Genomic DNA, 22667 nt, shown 5'->3' on the forward strand with positions numbered 1-22667 from the left:
ATGATTGGTCAGTATCTAAAAAAGAAGCTTGGAATCGGGGGCAAGGAGATCCCTCCCACTGAAGCCTTTCATTCTCCGTTAAGGGTGGCACTGCATAGCACGATCAGATTGGAGACGGTCGATCTATTGGTGTTGAAATCAGTGCTTCATCCGAACTTTGTGGTCCCGAATGGCGATCTGCAAGTGCTTGCCATTGGCAAGTTTGAGCTGGATGGGATGCCGGTCCATCAGCTCTATGTCCAGGACCAGGCGGGGGAAGAGTTTGTCCTCCAGCTTGTCGAAGGCAGGGAGTATCGCTCCCAGACACCAATCGTCAATGAGATCACGTTATTTAAGCAGATTGTCACTTTGGAGCCTGAGACTGAGACCTCGCTTGACCGGGAGCTTGCGAATATCGGGTTTCATGAATTGACAGTGGACGATGTTGTCTATCACCGGTTGTGGGGAGACTCTTATACGGAGAAGGCGGAGTTCCGGACTTATAATGAGAGGGTGATAACGCCAGCTGGTGTTGAGACCTATACAAACCAATGGCTATTATATGGTCGTGAAGTTGAGAGTCCGGTTGGTAGTAATCCGATCAGTGAGTATCTACTGGTTGGGATCGAGGAAAACGAATCGGCTGCACAGCTGATAATGCAGAGTGGGATAGCACTTAATCAAAATGATATTTCGGTTCAATAAAAAAGAGGAGAAAAACCATGTTTGGTCGATTTATAAAGAACTATGGAAAAGGTAAGCTCACCGATGCCGTTGGTGGGCTGCGGGATGCGATTGTCGGGTTTGACCCGGAAGGGGCAACCGAGGCAGAAATCGCTACTATGGAGGAGAATTTCGATAAGGTTAATCGAGAGTTCTCCAAAGCGAAGCAGGATTGGCTCCGGGAGAAAAAGGAGGCCGATACGATCGAGGATCTGTACCAACAGCGGTTAGCTGCAGCTGAACATATTCAGCAGCAGCTCGATGCACAGCCTGACAATGCCGATCAGCTGAATGCCGCATTGAGCCAGTTGGTCGAGACGCTGGAATCGATGGCATCCGAGGTCCAGCGAGAGAAGGAAGAGGCCGAAGACGCAAAAGAAGTGATGGATGATCTCGAGGCAACGGTAAAGCTATACGCTGAGAATCTGAGGACAGCACGGAGTCAGCTAAAGGCTGCTGCACGTACCATGGAGAAGGCAAAGCGGGATGAGGAACGTGCTGCTGTGAAGGCGGAGCGGGCTGCACGGCTTGCTGGTCTGAAGCAAAACAGCTCGATACTCGGATCGGCGCTGGAGAGCATGAACAAGCAAGCGGCTGAAGCGCAGGCGCGTGCGGATGCCGCAAAGCATAAGGCGGAGCTGCTTGGACCGACTAAGGTTGAGGATAACGCTATTGTCAAGCAGGCGCTTGCAAGCGTTTCCGGGGTTTCTCCTACCCCATCATCGATTTCCGAGCGGTTGGCTGCTTTGAAGAAGCAATCCTAATCCGTTCAGAAGATTGATTGGAGCCATTATTGAACTTTTTCAGTTCAATAATGGCTTTTTTGTATAAATAGGGTATCTAGCAAATACAATTTAAGCACGATGTACATTATGGAGTGCACGGAATCCGGGGGCCATTCACATGCGCATCCATGTCCTTCAACACGTCCCCTTCGAGGGGCCTGCCGGGATCGGTGACTGGGCCGCGGGCAAGGGGCATTCCGTCACCATCACCCCCCTGTTTGAGCATGGGAGATTGCCGGATCGGGGGACATTCGACTGGCTGGTCGTCATGGGTGGACCCATGGGAGTCCGGGATGAGGCCGACTATCCCTGGATGGCAACCGAGAAGGAACTAATCGACGCGGCCATTGCCGCGGGTAAGACCGTGATCGGGGTCTGCCTGGGTGCCCAGCTGATCGCCGCTGCCCTCGGGGCCCGCGTGTACCCGAATGCCCACCGGGAGATCGGCTGGTATCCGATCGAGCTGACCGACCAGGGCCGAGCGTCGGACCTGTTTGCCTTTCTGCCCCATCGGTTCGAGGTATTCCACTGGCACGGAGACACCTTCGACCTGCCGGATGGGGCGGTCCATCTGGCACGCAGTGAAGGCTGTGGGCATCAGGCCTTCCTCTACGCGGACCGGGTGCTGGGACTCCAATTTCATCTGGAATCGACGCCCACAAGCGTGGCGGACCTGGTCGCCAACTGCGCGGACGAGATCGTTCCCGGAAGGTATGTGCAGGACGCGGAACGAATGCTCGCGGCGACGGGAGAGGACTATGCGCGCATCAACCGGGCCCTGTTTGGTATCCTCGACCGGCTTCCGGCCTGACAGTGGTTGTCTGTAGGGTGGGCTGTGCCCACCAAGTGGGATAGGCTGTGCCTACCGGTGGCTCACTCGGTGGTGGGCGAAGCCCACCCTAGGCTGCAACGAGGCCGCGGTTTTTGGCCGCGGGACAGTTTGAACCGCAAAGACGCGCAGGACACAGAGCATCGGATCGCGTTTCTTTAACTCCCTTCGTCGCAATTCAGCGCGCAGTGAAATCGCCATGCATCTATCGGATATGACCTTAAAGTATAATTGGGGGTCACATGAAGAACTTGGACGTATTTACTACCCAGGATCTGCGTCAGCGTTTCGGCGAACTCCTCTCCGATGCACAGCGGGGACAACTGTCGCTGATTATGGAGAATGACCGCCCTGTCATCATTGCGATTCCCTTTGATCAGCGGTTGCTGGAGAACGGCGTCCATCGCGCCCTTGCTCTCAATCTCTTTGAAGCAGGCCAGCTCTCACTTGTCCAGGCTGCGAAGGTAGCCGCCCTCTCTCCGGAGGCATTCATGGAGGTTCTGGAAGAAACGGATATTTCCGCCGTCGACTATCCGCCGGAAGAGCTTACAGGAGAGCTGGAAGTGGCCTGACGAACCGGATGAAAGGAAAAACTACGAAACCGAATGGATGTGGCTTTTCAGCCTCCTGTATTGGTCCGAATACCTGATCGCACCTCGAGGGCTACCTTCAGGGCCTCGAGTCCGACCCGACCGTCGACGAGTGGAGGACGGGAAGCTCGCACGCATTGGACGAAGGTCTCGAGCTCCCGGTCCAAGGGCTTGACCGGCTCGATCTCGATGCGTTCACGCACGATCTCGGGTCGCTCTACGCCCCGAGTCTCCTTGGGATAGGCGATGTCGATCGTCTGGGTGATAAAGTCCAGGGACAAGTAGCCGCTGGGCTGAAACACGCGGATACGCCGCATCTTCTTGTCCGAGACCCGGCTGGCGACCACGCTTGCCACCGCCCCGTCGGCAAACTCCAGACGGGCGTTGGCAATGTCGATATGCTCGGTCAGCACCGGCGTGCCCACCGCCGCGATGTGCCGGATCGGCGAGCCCATCAGCGAAAGGATAATATCGATGTCGTGGATCATGAGATCCGAGATGACGTCCACGTCCGCCACCCGCTCAGTGAAGCCCCCCATGCGTTGGGCCTCCATGTAACGGGGCGCGGAGATTCTCCGGGCCAACGCCATGACCCCCGCGTTGAAGCGCTCCAGATGGCCGATCTGCAGGATCGCACCGGACCGCGCCGCAAGCCGTACGATCTCCTCGCCTTCCTCACCGGTGGCGGCAATCGGTTTTTCCAGCATCATGTGGACCCCGCGCCGCAGGAAGGGAGCCGCCACCTCCAGATGGACCCTGGTGGGGGCAACGACACTCACGGCATCCACCCGCCCGAGGAGCGCCTCCGCATCCGTAAAGGCGGCGCAGTCCGCCTCCGCCGCTACGGCTTGCGCGCGGTCGGCGTCCGGGTCCACGACCCCCACGAGTGCCACCTCGGGCATGCGGGAATAGATCAGGGCGTGGAAGCGCCCCAGATAGCCAACACCCACAACGGCGACACGGAGCTGATTCGTCATTCAAGATCCCCCGGTTGGGTGGATGCCTTTCGCCAATCGGAAACTAGGAAGGATACCCGTTCACCCCACCGAATCTCACTCCCGAGAGGTCACTCATTTCTTTCTTCCAGGTCGTCAAATCCCTCAGAGAGAATTGGCTGAAGTGGCGATGGCCACACGCCCGAGCCAGAAGCTTCATAAGCTCGACCGAAGACTCAAGAAACCGCGCCAGTCTTTTTGATGCGACCCCAGGATCGACCTGTTTCCTAAGTTCGAGCCTTTGAGTCGCGATTCCTGCGGGGCAATTATTGGTATTGCACATTCGGGCGGCGACACATCCGATAGCCTGCATTGCTGCATTGGATAGGGCGATTCCGTCAGCTCCGAGACAGAGGGCCTTGACGAAATCGGCCGGGGTCCTGAGGCCGCCGGTGATGATTAAGGAAACATGAGCATACTCATTCTTGTCCAGGTAGCTCCGGGCCCTCACCAATGCCGGAATGGTGGGAACGGAGATGTGATCCCTGAAGATCAACGGGGCCGCACCGGTTCCGCCGCCGCGTCCATCGAGAATGATGTAGTCGGCTCCGGCCTGTATAGCAAATTCAATGTCTTCTTCAATATGTTGGGCCGAGAGCTTAAACCCGATGGGAATGCCTCCGGTCAAGGCTCGAACCCGGTCCCCGAACGTTCGAAAATCATCGACGGATGATAAATCAGAAAATGTCGCCGGTGAAACGGCATCGGTTCCTTCCTCCAGCTGCCGAACTGCGGCAATCTTGCCCTTTACCTTGTTTCCCGGTAAATGACCTCCGGTTCCGGTCTTGGCACCCTGTCCGCCCTTGAAATGAAAGGCTTGTACTTTCGGCAGCAAATCTTCCGAGTATCCGAATTTTGCTGACGCAAGTTCATAGAAGTATCTGGAACACTGAGATTGTTCTTCCGGGAGCATCCCACCCTCTCCCGAGCAGATGCCCGTACCGGCCAACTCCGCGCCCCTTGCCAGGGCGACCTTGGCCTCCTCGGACAGGGCCCCGAAGCTCATATCAGACACCAGGAGTGGAATCTTGAGGACGAGCGGTTTTTCGGCGTTCCTGCCGATAATGAGATCAGTTCCGATCTCCACGTCATCGAGAAGCGGTTTGGTTGCCAGCTGTGCGGTCAGGATCTGAATATCGTCCCACTTGGGGAGTTGTGGACCTGGAATGCCCATGGCTCCAACCTCGCCGTGGTGCCCGGTTTTGCTCAATCCGTTCTCTGCCAGCTCATGAATAAAGGCGACCTGGGGCTCTTCCGGTGTCGGGGTGGCCAGGTTCGGCGTCTTTGTTTCTGTACCTTGGTCCAATGGTATCTCGCCGATGGATTTATGGCTGCCGTCGCAGTAGGGTGGATGCTTGGTCAGCTTGCACATGCATAGATAGGCAGCTTCCGATTCCTCCGCCTTAAACGGCTTTGGCGTGAAAGATGAGCCCTTATGACTTCCGTCGCAAAAGGGCTGCTTGGCCGATTTTCCGCATGCGCACCAATAATAGGTTTCACCAGCCTCGAGCCTTGTTTCAATGGACTTATTGTCCGCAGCAATGGGTTTTTCCATATCGTTCTCCCCAGAGATGTCGGTATGCTGTCAGAACCAGTACAATAGTAGAGTTGTTCCGTTTGTTCAATTTGTTAATTTGTTGATTTTCAATACATTCTCATATTCCATAGGCCGACTGAGAGCAAAAAGAACCGATTCTTTCCACTCCCAGCCGGCCTTGGAATTTAGAAACACCCTGAAACATCAGCAAGTTATCGACAGGAACAACTCTAGTATCGAAGTGCCGATAGCACGGGAATCATTTTTTACCGCAAATGAACGCCAATAACGCAAATCGTCGAAACCGACTCGCGTCTGAACCGCTTAAGACGCTAAGGACGCAGAGAAGGCGCTAACAAGTCGGTTTCTGGACTAACACTCTGTGCGATCAGGGCAGACCGGATCACTGCTACAGCGGTTGGCGACCGGAGACTGGAAGTTAGCTGCAACTGTTGGATAGGGAGAACGCCGACATGGTTGAAGATGGAGCGGAAATAGAGGTCGAGGCATGACAGTACCGACGCAGCCGAAAATTTACCACATCGTGCATGTAGATCGGTTGCCTTCGATCATTCAGAGCAAAGGGCTATGGTATGATGCGGAGATGGTGAAACATCCAGGGCTGGGTACGACCATAGGGATGAATACGATCAAATCACGGCGTCTCTATGAACTGACATTAAATAGCCGCCCAGGATTATATGTGGGTAATTGTGTGCCGTTCTATTTCTGTCCACGCTCGATCATGCTCTACCTGATCCATCGCGGTAATCACCCAGAGCTTTCGTATCGCGGTGGCGAAGACCCAATCGTGCACCTGGAGTTCGATCTTCGTGACGCCGTTGCATGGGCCGAAGCGAATGATCGGCGTTGGGCTTTCACACTTTCGAACGCGGGTTCTTCTTTTTTTGAAGACCGTTGTGATTTGTCGCAGTTGGATGAAATCGACTGGGAGGCTGTACAAACCAGGAATTGGCAATCCTCCAAGGATGCCAAACAGGCAGAGTTTTTGGTAGAAACCAGTTTTCCCTGGGAGTTGATTGAACGTATTGGGGCACGTACAGATCTAACCTATCGTCAAGTAGCCCATGCACTGGTTGCGAGCGATCACAGGCCGCGATTAGAGATAAAAACTGACTGGTATTATTGATGGGGATCTCAGAATGATCGAATACAAGACAGGCGACATCCTCACCGAGGATGCCGAGGCCATCATCAATACCGTCAACTGTGTCGGCGTGATGGGGCGTGGTATTTCGCTCCAATTCAAGAAGGCATTCCCGGAGAACTTCCAGGCCTACGCCGCTGCCTGCAAGCGCGAGGAGGTTCGGCCCGGCCGAATGTTCGTCTTCGCTATGGGTGGACTGACCAACCCGCGCTATATCATCAATTTTCCGACCAAACGCCATTGGCGCGGCAAGAGCCGTGTGGAAGATATCGACGCGGGTCTCGAAGCGCTGGCTGGAGAAATCAAGAAGCGGGGTATTCACTCCATTGCTATTCCACCGCTGGGTAGCGGCCTTGGTGGATTGGAATGGTCGGAGGTGAAACGACGTATCGAAGGAACGCTTTCTAATCTGGACGATGTACGAATCATCGTCTTCGAACCCAAGGGCGTACCAGCCCCCGAGGAGATGGTTCGTAACCGGGAAGTGCCCAAAATGACTCCGGGCCGGGCGGTTTTAGTAGAGCTGATGCGCTGCTACCTTGGTGGACTGCTCGATCCGTTCGTAACGCTGCTCGAAGTCCATAAGTTGATGTATTTCATGCAGGAAGCCGGCGAACCCTTACGACTGAGTTACAAACAGGCGCCTTATGGTCCCTATGCCGAGAATCTCCGTCATGTCTTGAATGCTATCGAGGGGCATCTGATTTCCGGTTACGCCGATGGTGGTGACACGCCGGATAAGCCCCTCCAGCTCGTGCCTGGTACCACGGAGGATGCAATGGCTTTTCTTGACGGACACGCTGAGACGAGAGAACGGCTCGCTCGTGTAACCAGGCTGGTGGAAGGGTTCGAATCGCCTTTCGGATTGGAGCTGTTGGCTACCGTGCACTGGGTGATAAAGCACGAGAAGGCTGACTCCCTGGAGGCAGTGGTTCACCGCATTCATACCTGGAGTGACCGTAAACAGGGGTTCACCCCGCGTCAAATTAGTCTTGCGGTCGATGTGCTGTCACAACAAGACTGGATCGCCGAATTCAATTGATCTGGAGATTTTCAGATTAGATTACGGCAGCGCCGTTTGGAGAAACCACACAACACACCAAGGCGGTAGCCGGTCGGTCGCCGAGTCGATTGTCAGACCGGGAGGATAGGTGTAAAAGGGTTTGCTGGCCGGAAGTTCCATGGCCGTGATCGGTAGGGGCGAATCGCCCAGATTGACCACTAAGGTCAATCCGGAGCCATCGCCTAGACGCCACTGAATCCATAGCCCTTGCTCGCGGATCTGACGGAAGGCCCCGGCGTTTCCTTGCATACCGGCTAGACGCGGAATGATTTGGTTGTGGCGCAACGTCAGCAGATTCCGATAGAACCCGAGCCAGTCGGCGTGCGGTGCCCCGTTCAGGCATCCCCAATCCAGCTTGCTGCGATCGAAGGTGTTCGGGTCATTGGGGTCGGGGGGTGCCCGATGTTTCAAGCGCTGCGCGAACCCCTCAAAACAGGCAAATCCTCGGCGGCGACCCGCGGCGACCGCCGCCGCCAGCTCGGGGCCGAAATCGCAGAAGAACTGAAAGGGCTGCGCGGCGGCGAATTCCTCGCCCATGAAAAGCAACGGGGGTGCCGGGGCGAGCAGCACCAGGGCGATTGCAGCCCGTAGCCGCTCCGGGTCGGTGAGGCAGTGGATGCGTTCCCCGAATGGGCGATTTCCCGCCTGGTCGTGATTCTGCAGAAAAGAGACGAAGGCCACCGGCGGCAATGCTCGGCTGGGCTCACCGCGCCTGGCGCCGCCACGGTAGGCGGATGGCTCGCCCTGGTAGCCGAAGCCTTGGGCCAGACAACGCCCCAGGTACCAGACGGGCCGCACCTTGAAGTCCCCATAGCAGCCGTCCGCCTCACCGGTGAGCAGGATATGCAGCGTATGCTGGAGGTCGTCGTTCCATTGGGCGGTGTAGTGTCGCGGACGCCCGTTCCGGTCGCGGAGGAGATAGTGGGCCGCGTTGTGGTCATTCTCCAGGATCAGGTGGACGTGGCGTTCACGGCCAGGGCCTTGGCGCACAGCGGCCGCCAGCTCTTCGAGGAAATCCGGCGCCGAATCGTCCCTGATGGCATCTACCGCATCCAGCCGCAGGCCGTCGAAATGGTATTCCTCCAACCAATAGAGGGCGTTGTGGATGAAGAAGCGGCGCACCGTCTCGCTGCCGGGCCCATCGAAGTTGAGGGCCGCGCCCCAGGGGGTGTGATGGCGTGCGGTGAAAAACTGGGGGGCATATTGGTGCAGGAAATTGCCCTCGGGACCAAAATGGTTGTACACCACATCCAGCAGGACCATCAGCCCCTTGCGATGCGCCGACTGAATCAGCGCCTTCAGGTCCTCCGGCCGGCCATAGCTGCTGTCGGGGGCGAAGGGAAGCACCCCATCGTAGCCCCAGTTGCGCGCGCCGTGGAAGTCGGCGATCGGCATGAGCTCGATAGCGGTGACGCCCAGCTCGGCCAGGTAGTCCAGGCGCTCGGTGACGGCGGCGAAGCTGCCTTGCGGAGAAAAAGCGCCCACATGCAGCTCGTAGATGACCGCCTCTTCCCAAGGTCGTCCGCGCCAATCCGCATCGGTCCAGCGCCAGCCCCGCGGGTCGATGACCTGGCTGGGGCCATGCACATCCTCGGGCTGAAACCGGGACGCGGGGTCGGGCACCCGCAGGCCGCCATCGATGCGGTAACGATACCGGCTCCCGGCTGTGGCCCGATCCGTCACCAGGCCGAACCAGCCTCCCGGCTCGCCGATCAGGGGTAGGATAGATTCACCCGTGTCCTCTTCGAGGCAGAGCTCGACCCGAGTGGCCGCGGGGGCCCAGAGGCGGAAACGCACCCGGCCATCCGTCAGCACCTCGGCGCCGAAGGGCATGGGATGGACCGAGTGCATCGGATCACGAACCCGTCGTCGGAAGCTCGCAGCTCCCGAAGAAGTCGTAGTGATCGACGGCCTCGAGAATGCCGAGCGCGTAGGGTTGGCCCGCAAAGTAGATCCGCTCCAGGTCTGCGAGCTGCGACAGCTCCTCGCCATGGCGGTTGGCGACGACCACCGCCAAGGTATTGCCGCGCATCATGTCTTCGTCCGCCCCGGAGCCGCCGGCGACCAAGATCCGTTCCAGCGGGATGCCCCAGCGTTGGGCGACGTAGCGCAGCGCTTGGCCCTTGCTGGCTCGGGATGGAACCACATCGAGGAATCTGCCGAAGGACTGAATCAGGTTCGCGGTCACATCCCGGCTTCGCAGCAGCGAGGTAAGCTCCTCGATATCGGGGGGCTGATCCGGGTCGTAGTGGTAAGAGACCTTGAAGTGGGTCTGTTCGCGCTTCGGTTGGGGCTCCAGTCCGGGAAACTCGGACAGGACCCGAAGCACCGTGGCGGGTCGCCACAGATAGTCGATGTGTTCGTTCCAGTATTGGTCGCGGGCGAGCCGCGGGGCATAGTGGATCTCGGTACCGAGACTGGTGATCAGGACATCAGGGTGGGGAATGCTATGGCGCTTAAGCTCCGCCAGGGCCGTATCCAAGCGGCGACCGGTCGCGATGCCGAAGGTCGCGCACTTGCGGTGTCCGTGCATCGCTGTGACGAATTGCCGTATGCCTTCGGCATCGCCGAGCAGACTCTGGTCGATATCCGTGAATAGGGCCCGGTCACGATACCGTTTACCGCGCTTCGGCGCCAGGGGGATGGGTTCGTGACGCTTCAGGAGCGGCCTGGCGCGCCCCAGATAGCGCTCGGCATGGGCCGGCCAGGAATAGTGCTCGCGGACCTTGACGACGCCATTGTCGCGCATGCGACGATAACGTCCCGGATCGGTAAGCAGCTTCAGCAGGGCCTGGGCGATGGCCGCCTTGTCGAGCGGATCGACCAGGATGCCATTGTCGCAGTTGCCGATGATGTCCACCGGCCCGCCGTTCTCCGTCGCGACCAGCGGCAGCCCGCTCGCGGCCGCCTCGAGAAGGGTCAGACCGAAGGGCTCGGTGAGGGCGGGATTGACGAATATCCCACCCCGCTCGGCCGCCAGGCGATAGAGCTCCGCGACCTGGTCCTGGGGGAGGTGCTTCGGCATGGCGACGCGTCCATAGAGATTGTAGGCGTCGATCCCGATCAAGAGCTCGGTCAGCACGGAGCGCGCACCCTCGTCGAGGTCCCGGATATCGTCACGATTGCCGGCGACGATCAAGAGGTTCGCTATTTCCCGCAGGTCGTCGGACTCCCCATAGGCCTCGAGCAGGGTCTGGTTGTTCTTGCGCGCATCCGCCCGCGACAGGGCCAGGATCAGCGGCTTGTCCGGGTCTTGCAGGAAGCGCCGGATCTGGTCGGGAACCACGCTCGGCGGATCGCCCCTTGTTGAGACTGAGGAGGCCGGCGGATAGAAGCGACTCAGGTCGGTACCCGGCGGGATGACCGCCATCCGCCCGGGTTGATAGTAGTCGTAGAGACCATACTGCTCGTCGATCTCGTGGTTGGTGCTGGCAATGACCAGATCCGCACCGGCGAGCACCTCCTCTTCGGCATCGACGCGGCGGTCCATGTGGTAGGTCTGGTTGATGATCTCCTCACTCACGCCCGCGCTCAGGAGCCGCTGGCGTTTATCCCGCCCCAGGGAGTGTCCGGTGTGGACCAGAGGCACGCCGAGCAGGTTCGACAAACGCACGCCCACGTAGCCCGCGTCCGCGTAGTGGCTGTGGATCAGATCCGGCATCCGCCCCCCGGCGTTCAGGGTCGTAACCAGGTTGTCCATGAAGCCGTCGAGGTGATCCCACAACCGTTCCTTGGGGATATATTCATCGGGACCGGCGTCGATGCGCAGGATGCGCGCCTTTTGGGACAAGGGTTCGACAGGCTCGGCGTAGTCGCCGGATACCGCCGGATCGACGATCCGGCGCGTGACCAGATCCACCTGGTCCACATCGTCGCGTTCGGCCAGCGCACGGGCGAGATCGACTACGTACAGCGTCTGTCCCCCAGTATCCGCGTCGCGTCCCAGCTCCAGCTCGTTCCCGCGTATCAGACCATGGATGCTCAGCAACAGGATATACATGATCTCGGTTTGCCCCGCTCCAGTTCTACGTTTAGCCTATTAACCTACAGATTTTCGGGGGGTACGTCGAGTCGGATTCCGGTGCTGGCGACCGCGGCGCTGGTATGGAGTTTTCGCTAGTCCATCTGCGAAAACCTGCGTAATCTGCGGATAAAGGATGAGGCGTTTACGGCTCGGAGGAGCGGTCCTTCCTGTCCCCGGGAGCGCTCCCGGTCACCGCCTCGGTCAAAGATTTGACCAGCGATAAGGTATTTTCTACGGCCTTTATCGACAGCTCGGCCTGTTTGGCTACTCCATCCGTGCTCAATTCGCCCTGGGCGACGGATTGCAGCGTCTTTACGGCCTCGCTCAAGGCGTCTTGAACCAGGGCCGTCTGTTCGGATGCCAGTTCGAGCGAGCCATCCACCAGTGCTGCGTCGATAGCGGCCAGCTTCTTCATCCCCTCACGGTGATCTCTCAACAGGGTATCGACACTCAAGCGACCTAACCCGTAACCGGCAAGCACCCCCTTGATCTGATGCGTGATCTCGGCGGGATCGCTCAGCGAAAGCACGCTACGGAAATCCGTGACATACCGAGCATCGATCTCTTCCTCGGCGTCCAGCCAATCCTGGAAGGGATTGCCGCCTACGAACCCGCGCTTTTGCGCCCGGGCATAGGCATTCTCGCGGACTCGAAGCCAACGCGCGACGGGTGAAATCGTCTGCTTCTCCGTGTCGGGAGAATCGGACCCGGCCCCGATCGGCATGGTTTTCCCCGAGGCCGTTTCGCTGCTGGAGGCACTGCTTTCGATGGTCATTGCTCCGCTCTCCGAATGGATCTTCTCGATAAGTATAATCGCTTCCGCCGGCTCGAAGCACCCTGGGAAATTCAAGACACCCGTGCAGGACAAGGATGTCCCAATCATTGTTGTGCGCTTAAGCCCATGAAAATAAAGGCGCTCGGAGGCCACGCTCGGCGGACATCGGGGCCGGAAATCCCCCGGAAATCCCATAGAAGAAAGGATTGATCCAAATCCCCATTGGACGGATGGTTATCCCGCGGACAGGGACCAAGCCGAACAGGCATATTGCCCCGAATCGAGGAAATGGGGTAACGTTGATATACTTTCGGCTGCCCGGATGCGGGAAGGGTCGGCTATTTCCCATATTCCCCATCCCACACGGCTGTTTGATTTTTCAATTCGGCTCAAAATCGTCGTAAGAATCAAGAATAACAGGTTGCTATGAATACTAAGGCCACTTCCATGAACAGAGACCTTCCAAATGGGGTTATGCTGAATGCCTATCCTGACAGTATCGGCGGGACCCTATCCGATGTCGTAAGGATGCTGGAAAAGCCGGAGTTTAAAGACACCTTCTCCCTCTTCTATATTCTACCGACCTTTTTCAACAGTGACCTGGATCGCGGATTCTCTATTATCGATTACAACCTCAATCCCGAGCTGGTTTCCCGGAAGCACCTGGATGCCTTTGACAAGCTCAACATCAGATTGAAGTTCGATCTTGTTCTAAATCACCTTTCCGTGGGCTCTCCCCAGTTTCAGGACATGCTCAAATATGGAGACGAATCGAAATATAAAGACTTCTTTATCGATTGGAACGAATTCTGGCGCACCCACGGCGAGCTGGGCGCCGAAGGTTACGTCATACCCAGAGAAGACTGTTTGCAGATGCTCTTTATGCGCAAGCCCGGCCTTCCGATATTGAAAGTGCGGTTTCCGGATGGGACGGACAGGCCCTACTGGAACACCTTCTATCAGGAAGTGAAACATCAGCGGATCTCCCCTCAGGATCTAGCGGGTATCGAAGGGATCGGACCGGATCAGGCAGAGGAAATTGCCGCCACTGTCAACGCCGCAATCGACGCGAGGAGGGCACCTGCCGCAATCGATTTGGGCAGGTTTTCCGATTACAGGGAAGACGTCATTTCAGTGGTCGAGAGGAAACGCAGCTACCTGGGGCAAATGGATCTGAATGCCCGCTCGGAAGGCGTTTGGGATTTCTACGACGAGACCTTGAAAAAGCTGCGCGACTATGGCGCGACCCTAATCCGGCTGGACGCATTCGCCTATCTGCACAAGCAGCCAGGTATGGTCAATTTCTTCAACAAGCCGGGCACCTGGGAGTATCTGGAGCGACTGAAGCGGATAGCCGATAAGTACGGCCTGGTCCTCCTGCCTGAAATCCATTCGGAATATGGCTACGGGCTCCATGAAGAGGTGGCGGGCAACGGATTTCCCATTTATGACTTCTTCTTTCCGGGCCTGGTCATCGATGCCCTGGACCGCGGCAAAAATGAGCACCTTCTGCGCTGGATCGAGGAGCTGACGCAAAAGGGCATCAAAACCGTCAATATGCTGGGATGTCACGACGGCATCCCGGTACTCGACTTGAAAGGGAAGGATATCGGCTTCTCGAATGAAGGACTCTTATCGAACGAAGAGATCGATGCCGTTATCGAAAGGATCCTCGACCGGGGCGGTCGAGTGAAGAACCTCTATGGCCCGGATGGAAAGAAGATCTCCTATTATCAGGTCAACGCGACCTTTTTCAGCGCCTTGGGTGAAGACGAGCAGAAGCTACGTCTCGCCCGGGCGATTCAACTCTTCATGCCGGGTATTCCGCAGGTATGGTACCTCGACTTATTCGCGGGCAAGAATGATTACGAAGCAGCCGATAAAGGCGGTACCGGGGGCCACAAAGAAATCAACCGCACATCGCTGACCATGAGCGATATCGAGCAGGGACTTGCCAAACCGATTGTGCGGGACCAACTGCGGCTCATAAGGCTGCGTAACATCTCCCCCGCGTTCAACGGCAAGCTGGAGGTTATGGATACGGAGGCCCACCGCCTGCACTTGAAATGGGAAAACAATGGAAACACGGCCATATTGAAGGCCGATCTGCGCGACTACGGCTTTAGCGTTGTCCATAAGGATGCCGCTGGTGAAGAAGAGGTGCTCTCGTATCCTTAGAAGCCATGAAGCCCGCGTAGGATGCGGTGAGTAACACGAACCGTATCAGCATGAACGAGTACAGATGCGCACAAAAACCGGAAGCAAGAACCACGAATGCACACGAATGGACACGAATATTTCCACCGGCCCTAAAAGCCCCTCTCCCGCCGGGAGAGGGGCTTTGAGGCTTAACTTAATGACATTGCAGCTATCCCCTGATGTATTACAGGTCGTGCTTGCTGTTGCCGCCGAGGTCATGCGGGAAGAGACGATAAGAATATGAGGTTGACATTTGTTCATGGCGCAAACGGCAAACCGGTTGCCAGCCGAATGCTCGAAAACTCGTTATCAAATAGCGCCGATTTCCGTGGCGAGTGCTTCTTCGGCTATCCCCTGATCGCCACGCCGGAAGGCAAGTTCGCTATCGATGCCACTTTGGTCTCACCCGACAAAGGGATCATCCTCTTTGATCTGGTCGAAGGCACCCGGTTAGGGTCCTACGGCGAGCGGCAAGACGATATCGCCAATAAGATCGAGGCACGCCTGAAGGTCCATCGTGAGCTGGTCGTCGGGCGCAAGCTCGGCGTGGAGATTCACGTCATCACCTTTGCCCCTGCCGTAACGGATACGGCACAGTATCGACAGGACGGCTATCCGATCAGCAATGCCGATACGCTTAGGAGTGTTATCGCACAACTGAGCTGGCCTGACGCAAACGAGACAAAATCTCGCGCGGTGCTGTCGGCCATCGAGAGCATCTCCTCGATTCGCAAAAGCCGCACCAGGCGGGAAGTGGTTCGTGAAGACTCCCGCGGCGCCAAACTCAAGCGACTGGAAGACGCGATCGCCACCCTCGATCATCGCCAGAACCGCGCCGTTATCGAAACAGTCGATGGTGTGCAGCGCATCCGTGGTTTGGCCGGTTCCGGAAAAACGATCGTCCTGGCGCTGAAGGCCGCCTATCTACACAGCCAACACCCGGATTGGCGTATCGCTGTCACCTTCAATACCCGATCCTTAAAGGGACAATTCAGAAAGCTCATTAACAATTTTTGTATCGAACAGACGGGCGAGGAGCCCGACTGGACTAGCATTCGGGTCGTCAATGCCTGGGGGGCACCGGGAGGGGAGGATCGCGACGGCATCTATTATGAATTCTGTCATGCGTCCGGCACGGAGTTTTTCGACTTTCGGAGTGCAAGCAGCCGGTTTGGGGGCTCTGAGCGCGCATTCGATGGCGCCTGCCGCAAGGCATTGACCGAAATCAGCCAACCCATCACCCTTTACGATGCGATACTCGTCGATGAGGCGCAGGATTTTTCGTCCGCATTCCTGCGCTTGTGCCACGCCATATTGCATGAACCCCAACGCCTCGTGTATGCCTACGACGAGCTGCAAAGTCTGTCCGGGGAGTCATTATCCTCGCCGGAAGACGTGTTTGGCAGAGATGAGAAGGACAGACCTTACGTTACGCTGGGTGACGACTCCAGGCGAGACCTTATCCTGGAAAAATGCTACCGCAACTCGCGTCCCGTGCTCGTTACCGCCCACGCCCTCGGTTTCGGCATTTATCGGCAGCCGCCCCAGGACCGTGAGACGGGCCTGGTACAGATGTTCGACCACCCGCGCCTGTGGGAAGAAATCGGTTACCGCGTCAAGGAGGGAGAGCTTACCGCAGGACAACACGTCGTGCTGCAACGCACGGATGAGACGAGCCCTAAATTCCTGGAGGAACATTCGTCGATCGATGATCTGGTCGAATTCTATGAGTTCGGGAATGAAGCCGAGCAGAACGAATGGCTGATCCGGGCCATTCGGATGAACCTCGAACAGGACGAGCTCCGCCACGACGACATCGTCGTTATTCACCCCGATCCGTTCACCACCCGTGAGAAGACCGGACCAATCCGAAGCCGGCTATTCGATCTGGGTATTCCATGTCATCTGGCCGGCGTCGATACCAGCGCCGATGTCTTTTTCAAGACCGAAACCCAATCCATTACCTTCACCGGCATCTTTCGCGCCAAGGGAAACGAGGCCGGGATGGTGTACATCATCAATGCCCAAAGCTGCCATTCACAAGGGCGGGACCTCGCCGGCCTGCGGAACCGACTGTTCACTGCCATTACGCGCAGCAAGGCCTGGGTACGGGTATTCGGATACGGACCGGGCATGGCTGCGATCAAGCAGGAATTCGAGACCCTGAAGGAGCATGCCTTTATGCTCGGTTTCGTCTACCCGACCAAGCTGCTGCTTGAAAAGCTACGGGTCGTACATCGAGATCTTTCACCAGACGAGCGTAAACGCTTGGAACGAGGGACCCGAGGCCTGAATGAGCTGGTCCGAGACCTGGAATCTGGGAAGATTCATGTAGAAGACATCGATGCGGAGACACGGGAGAAGTTAAAGAAGCTGTTGCTTGAGAGTTCGGAATGAGGGTCCCTACGCACCAATCGATCAGGCGTCAGATAGACGATCTGGTCTCCAAGCTGGTCAAGTTGGGGCTAGCCGATGATTCAAACCACACTGTACCCAAGCAAATGGCTAAAGCCGGATTCAAAATCGGCTTCCCCGGTATGTCCGCCATTTCCGCTGCATTGAGGGAGCGTGATTATGCGGAGGTCTATGAGGAGCTGGCCGACGCCCGCGCCTACAATATGAAGCTGCTTGACGGTGCGATGGTACAGATGATGTACGAATTTCGAGACGGTGCGCTGCTACGTCATCGTTTGGCATTCTTCCCGTCGCCGCGTCTGGCGCCTTTCCAGGAAGAGCCGGAGATCTATCTGCAAGATACCCTGTTTGCGGAAATCGTTTCACGTCGGATCGTTCCTGTTCCGTTCCGGTTCGATTTCGACGCGCGTGAGGGAGTATTCGCAGAGCTCGTGCATCCCAAATGCCACTTCACCCTTGGTCAATACGAAAATTGTCGAATCCCTGTTACTGCACCACTAACGCCCCGGTGGTTCATCGATTTCATACTTCGGAATTTCTACCACACGGCGTTTCACCAGTATGCGGAGAAGCTGCCTGTGCACGGCGCCCTATTCGAGACATCGATTTCCCCTAAGGAACAGCAGATCGTCCATGTCCTGGCACCGGCGGCAACGCGTTAAGAAGCTGTTTGGTTAAAACGGATCCTCGTGGAAATAGTCCAAGAGATTGTTTTAACCGTGAATTACATGACCCGACGCGAATGTTCCGCCGGCACAACATCCGATTCGCGCAGATTTGCGTGATTCGTCGTTTTTCTCTCGTTGGGGTTCGTCCCTCACCCCAACCTACGCGCTAGTGCATGCAAAACCCAACGACTATTCACGTGGAGAAAATAATGAAAATATTAGCTACCGACTTGGATCGAACCCTGCTACCGAATGGAAAATGGGAGGGCGACGAGGGGGCCATTGAGTTGTTCAACGCGCTTACGGAAAAACACGATGTCCTGGTGGTCTATGTCACCGGAAGAAACCTGAAGCTGACGGAGGATGCGATCCGGGAGTACGGGGTCAGGCATCCCCATGTGCTGATCGGCGATGTGGGCACGACCATAAGGAAATATAAGCAAGGAGACTGGCGCTTCGATGAGGGATGGGTAACCCACGTCAAGCGCGCGAGTCCCAAGTGGGATGCCGCCCGGATCAGGGAAGCCGTGTCCGGTGTCGATGGCATCAGGGAGCAGGGGAGCGAGCACCTCAATCAGTTCAAGCAGAGCTATTATGTGGAACACGACGGAAGCGACGAGATACTGAAAAGGATCGATGGGCTGGTCAAGGGAAGGTTCGACGAAGTGATCGTATACAGCTTCGATTCAGTGGATAACAAAGGGCTTCTCGACTTTCTACCGAACAGCGCGACCAAACAAACGGCATTGGAATATGTAGCCGAGGAGTTCGGAGCGGAGAAGGGGCAGGTCGTATTCTGCGGTGATAGCGGCAACGATATTTTTCCGTTGACGGCGGGATTTTGTGGCGTGCTGGTAAAGAACGCCGATGAACAATTGGTAAAGAACGTGAAGGCGGTGATGGATAAGAACCCCAATCTCAAAGCCTATTTCGCGCGAGGAGATTGCAAGGGATTGAACGGATACTATACGAGCGGCGTGATCGAGGGGGCCTATCATTACGGAATATTTCAGTGACACCTATTGGACAAGAACTCTGGGCAGTGCAAGTGCGTATAATGCTTCCAGCTACCAGTCGCCAGCTTCCAGCAGGGGAGTCGATGAGATGGTCTCCTCCCGCTTCCGGACCGGTGTCGAATGCGCCGAGATGGAAGCATAACTAACCATCCAGCTGGAAGCGGGGAAAACCCTGAGCGAGATTACGACTGAGTTGCAAAGAAATTTGGCTCTTTATGGATTCCAGACTGTTCTATCCTCCCTCCCCGGCACGACCGTCGAGTGTGGTGAGCACCTGTCTGCGTGCAGGGACGCACCGGCAGGCGGCGACCTTAATCCCGGCATTGGTAGAAATCCACGCTACCTGGTGTAACCGCGGGTGCCGGCATGTACACTGCAAACCCGCCGCCGCTTTGGATTTGACAACGCCTCTATCCCCGGCCAGGCGTTGCAGCCAGGGGAAAGCGCCGTCGCCGCGGCGCGCGTGGAACCCGCTGCCCAGGTTCTTGGCAAGCGCCGCTGGTATCCCCCGTTGCTGAGGTTCGATTCGGTCGCGCCGCTTTGCCGGCGCACTCCAAAGCAGTCCAGAATTCATAAAGAGCCAGAAGTTTTTACCCGCCCACCCTGGGCACCGAGTATAGCCACATGGCATTAGTGCCCACCGAGGTCTTCGATCGCTTGGCCGATCGCAAAGTGGTCGTGGTCGGTGACCTGATGCTGGACCGTTTCTTGTGGGGACGGGTCCGGCGGGTCTCGCCGGAAGCACCCGTGCCGATCATCGAGCTGGAGCGGGAGACGCAGTCTGCAGGCGGTGCGGCCAATGTAGCGCGGAACCTGTCAGGGCTGGGTCTCCAAGTCGCTTTGGTGGGGGTGACGGGCGCGGACCCCGGCCGTGATCTGCTGCTGGCGGAGCTGACCACAGCCAACCTGGATAGCGACGGGGTACTAATCGCGCGGGATCGCGGGACCACCATCAAGACCCGGGTGCTGGGCAATCGCCAACAGATGGTCCGAATCGACGCGGAACAGGCCGCCCCCCTGCCGGAGCGCGACCGGGAACGCCTGCTCGCCGTCGCTATCCCGCGCCTGGCGCAGGCCGATGTCCTGCTCCTTTCGGATTACGCCAAGGGGGTCCTCACTGAGGACCTGTGTCGAGCGCTGATCGCGTTCGCCCGCGGCCGCGGCCTGCCGGTGCTGGTCGATCCCAAGGCCAAGGACTTCAGTCGCTATGCCGGGGCAACCTTGATCACCCCCAATCGCGACGAGCTGGCCCTCGCCACCGGTGTGGCCGCGCAGGATCTGGACGCCCTGATAGCGGCAGGCTCCGCAATGCGCGAGACGCTGAATCTGGAATCCCTGGTGCTGACGTTGAGCGAACAGGGCATGGTGCTCATCGATGCGGACGGCAACCATCGAATGCTGGCCACCGCCCGGGAGGTGTACGACGTCTCCGGGGCCGGAGACACCGTCATTGCCACCTTCGTGGCTGGTCTCGCCGCCGGGCTGGGACGGGTCGCTACCGCTCACTTGGCGAATCTCGCAGCAGGGATCGTGGTCAGCAAGGTAGGCACCGCACCCATCAGGGCGCAGGAGTTGCTGGCGGCACTCAATGAGGAGGCCGCCTACGGGCAGGCGGCGAAGATCCGCGATCTCGAGGAGGCCCAGGCCCAGGTCCGCCGCTGGCAGGCCGCCGGCGAACGGGTGGTCTTTACCAACGGCTGCTTCGACCTGCTGCACGTGGGCCACGTGACCTATCTGGAACGGGCCCGCCGCTACGGCCACCGGTTGGTGGTCGGGCTCAATGCCGATGCCTCAGTGCGCCGCCTGAAGGGACCCGAGCGCCCCCTCATCGGCCAGGAAGACCGGGCGCGCGTGCTGGCGGCCCTGGCTACCGTCGATGCGGTCATCCTGTTCGACCAGGACACGCCGCTGGCGCTCATCGAGCAGCTACGCCCCGACGTGCTGGCCAAGGGTGCGGACTACCGGGAGGAACAAGTGATCGGGGCCGCGGAGGTCAAATCTTGGGGCGGCCAGGTCGTGCTCGTGCCCCTGGTGGAGGATCGCAGTACCACGGGCATCATCGCGCGAATGAATGCTAATTGAGCGCGTGCCATCCCGCCTGGTATCCGCGTTCGTAGTTTTCCCTTATTTGTCAGATCACCGGTCAGTCAAGTCCCACAACTTCGGCCAGATCCCGGCGAAATCCAATCGATAAGAGTTCGAGCTCGTCCTCCGGATTCAAGCAGATACGTGTCCAGAAAGCGCCGCTACGGCGGTAAAGTATGGCCTCGTGCGTTTTCGGGTCCAGCAACAGGTATTCTTCCAGAGAATCCAGGGTCTGGTAATTGACCCGTTTTTCACCGTCGTCGATAGCGGCCGTCCGAGGTGACAGGACCTCCACGATCAGTTTGGGGTCCGTCTCGAAGTAATCGTCGGCATCCGCCGTCAACGGATTGCAGCACAGCAGGATGTCCGGATAGTAGAAGCGGTTCGCGCGCTCTATGCGAACCTTCATGTCGAATTGGAAGATCCGGCACGGGGAACCTGTAAGGTGGTTGCCGAACAAACGTGCCACGCGCGTCGCGAGCAGATTGTGCGCCCGCGAGCCACCGGCCATTGCCACCAATTCACCGTCGAGGTACTCGTGACGCCGTTCGGCATCCCGTTCGATTTCCAGGTATTCGTCCGTCGTCAGACGGTTGACGGGGGTAGCGAGCGACATAGCAGGCGTACCAGCATGATTTACATTACGTAAACGCTATCCCCCGTTGAAAACCAGGTCAACCCCTGAGGTATCCCCACATTATTGCAATCTAAAACAACGAGTTATGGAGCGAATGAGCGGCCACGATGCCCTGATGGCTCGTTCCCACGCTCCAGCGTGGGAATGCCGTTGTGGCCGCTCCAGCGGCCAAGGTTTCATGACGCTGGAGCGTCCAGATTTGCTCCCACGCTGGAGCGTGGGAGGCAGAGGCCGTAGTGTAGATACCCTGTTCCAGTGTTTGAGAGGATTTCGCTCATGTCTCCAAAGAAGACGAACGACTCTTTTTCAGAAATCGTACGGGAAGAGTGGACGGCCGATCGCACGGTCAATGCATGGCGCCGCTGGCACAAAAAAACAGTTCCCCACCTCCAACAGATGACGCAAGCCTTACTTGAGGCAGCGGAAATCGCTTCAGGGAGTAAGGTCCTGGATCTCGCCAGCGGTTCAGGCGAACCGGCAGTTACGATCGCATCCCTCGTGGGTCCCCAGGGCCAGGTGGTTGCGACGGATTTGTCGGAAGGTATGCTGGCCGTTGCCAGGGAAAACTGCGGAGATTCCGATAATATCGAATTCCGGGAGGCAGACGCCCATGATTTGCCGTTTGCCGACAATCGCTTTGATGCGGTGACCTGCCGGTTGGGTGTTATGTACTTTTGGGATTGTCAACGCGCGCTGAAAGAAATCTTACGTGTACTCAAACCTGGCGGTCGAGCCGCATTCGTGGTCTGGGGACCGGTTGAGAAGAACAATTTTGCGCGCATCGTGATTTCTCCTTTCGCAAAACGAAAAGCCTCTCCGATATTACCACCCGAGGCGCAACACCCTTTCCGCTTTGCCGAATCCGGCAGTTTGTCGGCAGCGCTGAATAACGCCGGATTCTCGCAACTGATGGAACAGCAAAAAGTGGTGTCCTGCCCATGGCTGGGCCCTCCCGAAGAAATGTGGGAGCAGATCTACGAGCTGGCCGCTCCACTCCAACCCTTCTTTGATTCTTTCGACCCTGATGAACGTAATGCCGCTGTACGTGAAGTCATCGAAGAATTCGGCAATTTCTACGATGGAGAATATACCGACCCTACGACGAGTATTATTGTAGCCGCGGGAATTAAATCGACTTCGTTATGAAAGATGATGTATTGAGGCGCATGGGTTTCGGCA

At 57.6% G+C, this 22667-nt stretch carries 19 protein-coding genes; 12 read left to right on the forward strand and 7 right to left on the reverse strand.

The window, feature by feature from the left end; translation table 11 throughout:
* The 4 genes from E1958_RS03315 (at position 1) to E1958_RS03330 (ending at position 2888) form a co-directional block, all read left to right on the forward strand.
* A complete protein-coding gene (locus tag E1958_RS03315; RefSeq protein ID WP_133510599.1) occupies positions 1-684 on the forward strand; it encodes a hypothetical protein in 684 nt (227 codons plus the stop codon).
* 17 nt (positions 685-701) lie between these two features.
* Positions 702-1466, forward strand: a complete 765-nt coding sequence (locus E1958_RS03320) for a hypothetical protein (protein WP_133510600.1) — start codon at positions 702-704, stop codon at positions 1464-1466.
* A gap of 139 nt (positions 1467-1605) precedes the next feature.
* Positions 1606-2298 carry a type 1 glutamine amidotransferase gene (locus E1958_RS03325; RefSeq protein ID WP_133510601.1) on the forward strand — a complete coding sequence of 231 codons (693 nt, stop codon included), beginning with the start codon at positions 1606-1608 and terminating at the stop codon, positions 2296-2298.
* Positions 2299-2558: 260 nt separating this feature from the next.
* On the forward strand, positions 2559-2888 hold the full coding sequence (locus E1958_RS03330; protein ID WP_089723950.1) for a UPF0175 family protein: 330 nt from the start codon (positions 2559-2561) through the stop codon (positions 2886-2888).
* A gap of 47 nt (positions 2889-2935) precedes the next feature.
* Here E1958_RS03330 and E1958_RS03335 read toward each other — a convergent pair whose 3' ends face one another.
* Both E1958_RS03335 and E1958_RS03340 read right to left on the reverse strand, forming a co-directional pair.
* Entirely contained in the window at positions 2936-3883 is a 948-nt protein-coding gene (locus E1958_RS03335) for a Gfo/Idh/MocA family protein (protein WP_133510602.1), read from the reverse strand.
* Positions 3884-3926: 43 nt separating this feature from the next.
* The gene (locus E1958_RS03340) at positions 3927-5456 is read right to left on the reverse strand and encodes a glutamate synthase-related protein (protein ID WP_133510603.1); all 1530 of its coding nucleotides are present in this window, start codon (positions 5454-5456) and stop codon (positions 3927-3929) included.
* 490 nt (positions 5457-5946) lie between these two features.
* Between E1958_RS03340 and darT the strand changes: the two genes are divergently transcribed.
* Together darT and darG are read left to right on the forward strand one after the other, a co-directional pair.
* Positions 5947-6588: a type II toxin-antitoxin system toxin DNA ADP-ribosyl transferase DarT gene (gene darT, locus E1958_RS03345; RefSeq protein ID WP_133510604.1), complete on the forward strand. Its 642-nt coding sequence runs from the start codon at positions 5947-5949 to the stop codon at positions 6586-6588.
* 13 nt (positions 6589-6601) lie between these two features.
* Complete coding sequence (gene darG, locus E1958_RS03350) at positions 6602-7648, forward strand: type II toxin-antitoxin system antitoxin DNA ADP-ribosyl glycohydrolase DarG (protein ID WP_133510605.1); 1047 nt, start codon at positions 6602-6604, stop codon at positions 7646-7648.
* Between the two features lie 21 nt (positions 7649-7669).
* On the opposite strand, the gene treZ is transcribed toward darG, so the two are convergent.
* The 3 genes from treZ to E1958_RS03365 form a co-directional block, all read right to left on the reverse strand.
* On the reverse strand, positions 7670-9520 hold the full coding sequence (gene treZ / locus E1958_RS03355) for a malto-oligosyltrehalose trehalohydrolase (protein WP_133510606.1): 1851 nt from the start codon (positions 9518-9520) through the stop codon (positions 7670-7672).
* A 4-nt stretch (positions 9521-9524) separates the two neighbouring features.
* A complete protein-coding gene (locus tag E1958_RS03360; RefSeq protein WP_133510607.1) occupies positions 9525-11669 on the reverse strand; it encodes an HAD-IIB family hydrolase in 2145 nt (714 codons plus the stop codon).
* A 166-nt stretch (positions 11670-11835) separates the two neighbouring features.
* Positions 11836-12468, reverse strand: a complete 633-nt coding sequence (locus E1958_RS03365) for a DUF2934 domain-containing protein (protein WP_243448301.1) — start codon at positions 12466-12468, stop codon at positions 11836-11838.
* 447 nt (positions 12469-12915) lie between these two features.
* Between E1958_RS03365 and E1958_RS03370 the strand changes: the two genes are divergently transcribed.
* The 4 genes from E1958_RS03370 (at position 12916) to E1958_RS03385 (ending at position 18766) form a co-directional block, all read left to right on the forward strand.
* On the forward strand, positions 12916-14646 hold the full coding sequence (locus E1958_RS03370; protein ID WP_165741562.1) for an alpha-amylase family protein: 1731 nt from the start codon (positions 12916-12918) through the stop codon (positions 14644-14646).
* 312 nt (positions 14647-14958) lie between these two features.
* On the forward strand, positions 14959-17064 hold the full coding sequence (locus E1958_RS03375; protein WP_207787577.1) for a DEAD/DEAH box helicase: 2106 nt from the start codon (positions 14959-14961) through the stop codon (positions 17062-17064).
* A gap of 62 nt (positions 17065-17126) precedes the next feature.
* Positions 17127-17744 carry a DUF2290 domain-containing protein gene (locus E1958_RS03380; RefSeq protein ID WP_208108566.1) on the forward strand — a complete coding sequence of 206 codons (618 nt, stop codon included), beginning with the start codon at positions 17127-17129 and terminating at the stop codon, positions 17742-17744.
* A 215-nt stretch (positions 17745-17959) separates the two neighbouring features.
* Entirely contained in the window at positions 17960-18766 is an 807-nt protein-coding gene (locus E1958_RS03385; protein WP_133510612.1) for an HAD-IIB family hydrolase, read from the forward strand.
* A gap of 232 nt (positions 18767-18998) precedes the next feature.
* Here the strand turns inward: E1958_RS03385 and E1958_RS03390 are convergent, their stop codons facing one another.
* Positions 18999-19340 carry a hypothetical protein gene (locus E1958_RS03390; protein WP_133510613.1) on the reverse strand — a complete coding sequence of 114 codons (342 nt, stop codon included), beginning with the start codon at positions 19338-19340 and terminating at the stop codon, positions 18999-19001.
* Between the two features lie 50 nt (positions 19341-19390).
* On the opposite strand from E1958_RS03390, the gene rfaE1 reads away from it, so the two are divergent.
* Positions 19391-20848, forward strand: a complete 1458-nt coding sequence (gene rfaE1, locus E1958_RS03395; RefSeq protein ID WP_133510614.1) for a D-glycero-beta-D-manno-heptose-7-phosphate kinase — start codon at positions 19391-19393, stop codon at positions 20846-20848.
* A gap of 61 nt (positions 20849-20909) precedes the next feature.
* Here rfaE1 and E1958_RS03400 read toward each other — a convergent pair whose 3' ends face one another.
* A complete protein-coding gene (locus E1958_RS03400; RefSeq protein ID WP_133510615.1) occupies positions 20910-21467 on the reverse strand; it encodes a Uma2 family endonuclease in 558 nt (185 codons plus the stop codon).
* 297 nt (positions 21468-21764) lie between these two features.
* On the opposite strand from E1958_RS03400, the gene E1958_RS03405 reads away from it, so the two are divergent.
* On the forward strand, positions 21765-22634 hold the full coding sequence (locus tag E1958_RS03405) for a class I SAM-dependent methyltransferase (RefSeq protein ID WP_133510616.1): 870 nt from the start codon (positions 21765-21767) through the stop codon (positions 22632-22634).
* Positions 22635-22667: the final 33 nt, after the last annotated feature.

This window comes from Candidatus Thiosymbion oneisti (assembly GCF_004359955.1).
Lineage (GTDB): Bacteria > Pseudomonadota > Gammaproteobacteria > Chromatiales > Chromatiaceae > Thiosymbion > Thiosymbion oneisti.

What these genes read in the sequence shown, in the direction of transcription:
- E1958_RS03315 (WP_133510599.1), top strand. Translation starts at nt 1, where the DNA reads ATGATTGGTCAGTATCTAAAAAAGAAGCTTGGAATCGGGGGCAAGGAG.
- E1958_RS03320 (WP_133510600.1), top strand. Translation starts at nt 702, where the DNA reads ATGTTTGGTCGATTTATAAAGAACTATGGAAAAGGTAAGCTCACCGAT.
- E1958_RS03325 (WP_133510601.1), top strand. Translation starts at nt 1,606, where the DNA reads ATGCGCATCCATGTCCTTCAACACGTCCCCTTCGAGGGGCCTGCCGGG.
- E1958_RS03330 (WP_089723950.1), top strand. Translation starts at nt 2,559, where the DNA reads ATGAAGAACTTGGACGTATTTACTACCCAGGATCTGCGTCAGCGTTTC.
- E1958_RS03335 (WP_133510602.1), bottom strand. Translation starts at nt 3,883, where the DNA reads ATGACGAATCAGCTCCGTGTCGCCGTTGTGGGTGTTGGCTATCTGGGG.
- E1958_RS03340 (WP_133510603.1), bottom strand. Translation starts at nt 5,456, where the DNA reads ATGGAAAAACCCATTGCTGCGGACAATAAGTCCATTGAAACAAGGCTC.
- darT (WP_133510604.1), top strand. Translation starts at nt 5,947, where the DNA reads ATGACAGTACCGACGCAGCCGAAAATTTACCACATCGTGCATGTAGAT.
- darG (WP_133510605.1), top strand. Translation starts at nt 6,602, where the DNA reads ATGATCGAATACAAGACAGGCGACATCCTCACCGAGGATGCCGAGGCC.
- treZ (WP_133510606.1), bottom strand. Translation starts at nt 9,520, where the DNA reads ATGCACTCGGTCCATCCCATGCCCTTCGGCGCCGAGGTGCTGACGGAT.
- E1958_RS03360 (WP_133510607.1), bottom strand. Translation starts at nt 11,669, where the DNA reads ATGTATATCCTGTTGCTGAGCATCCATGGTCTGATACGCGGGAACGAG.
- E1958_RS03365 (WP_243448301.1), bottom strand. Translation starts at nt 12,468, where the DNA reads ATGACCATCGAAAGCAGTGCCTCCAGCAGCGAAACGGCCTCGGGGAAA.
- E1958_RS03370 (WP_165741562.1), top strand. Translation starts at nt 12,916, where the DNA reads ATGAACAGAGACCTTCCAAATGGGGTTATGCTGAATGCCTATCCTGAC.
- E1958_RS03375 (WP_207787577.1), top strand. Translation starts at nt 14,959, where the DNA reads ATGCTCGAAAACTCGTTATCAAATAGCGCCGATTTCCGTGGCGAGTGC.
- E1958_RS03385 (WP_133510612.1), top strand. Translation starts at nt 17,960, where the DNA reads ATGAAAATATTAGCTACCGACTTGGATCGAACCCTGCTACCGAATGGA.
- E1958_RS03390 (WP_133510613.1), bottom strand. Translation starts at nt 19,340, where the DNA reads ATGAATTCTGGACTGCTTTGGAGTGCGCCGGCAAAGCGGCGCGACCGA.
- rfaE1 (WP_133510614.1), top strand. Translation starts at nt 19,391, where the DNA reads ATGGCATTAGTGCCCACCGAGGTCTTCGATCGCTTGGCCGATCGCAAA.
- E1958_RS03400 (WP_133510615.1), bottom strand. Translation starts at nt 21,467, where the DNA reads ATGTCGCTCGCTACCCCCGTCAACCGTCTGACGACGGACGAATACCTG.
- E1958_RS03405 (WP_133510616.1), top strand. Translation starts at nt 21,765, where the DNA reads ATGTCTCCAAAGAAGACGAACGACTCTTTTTCAGAAATCGTACGGGAA.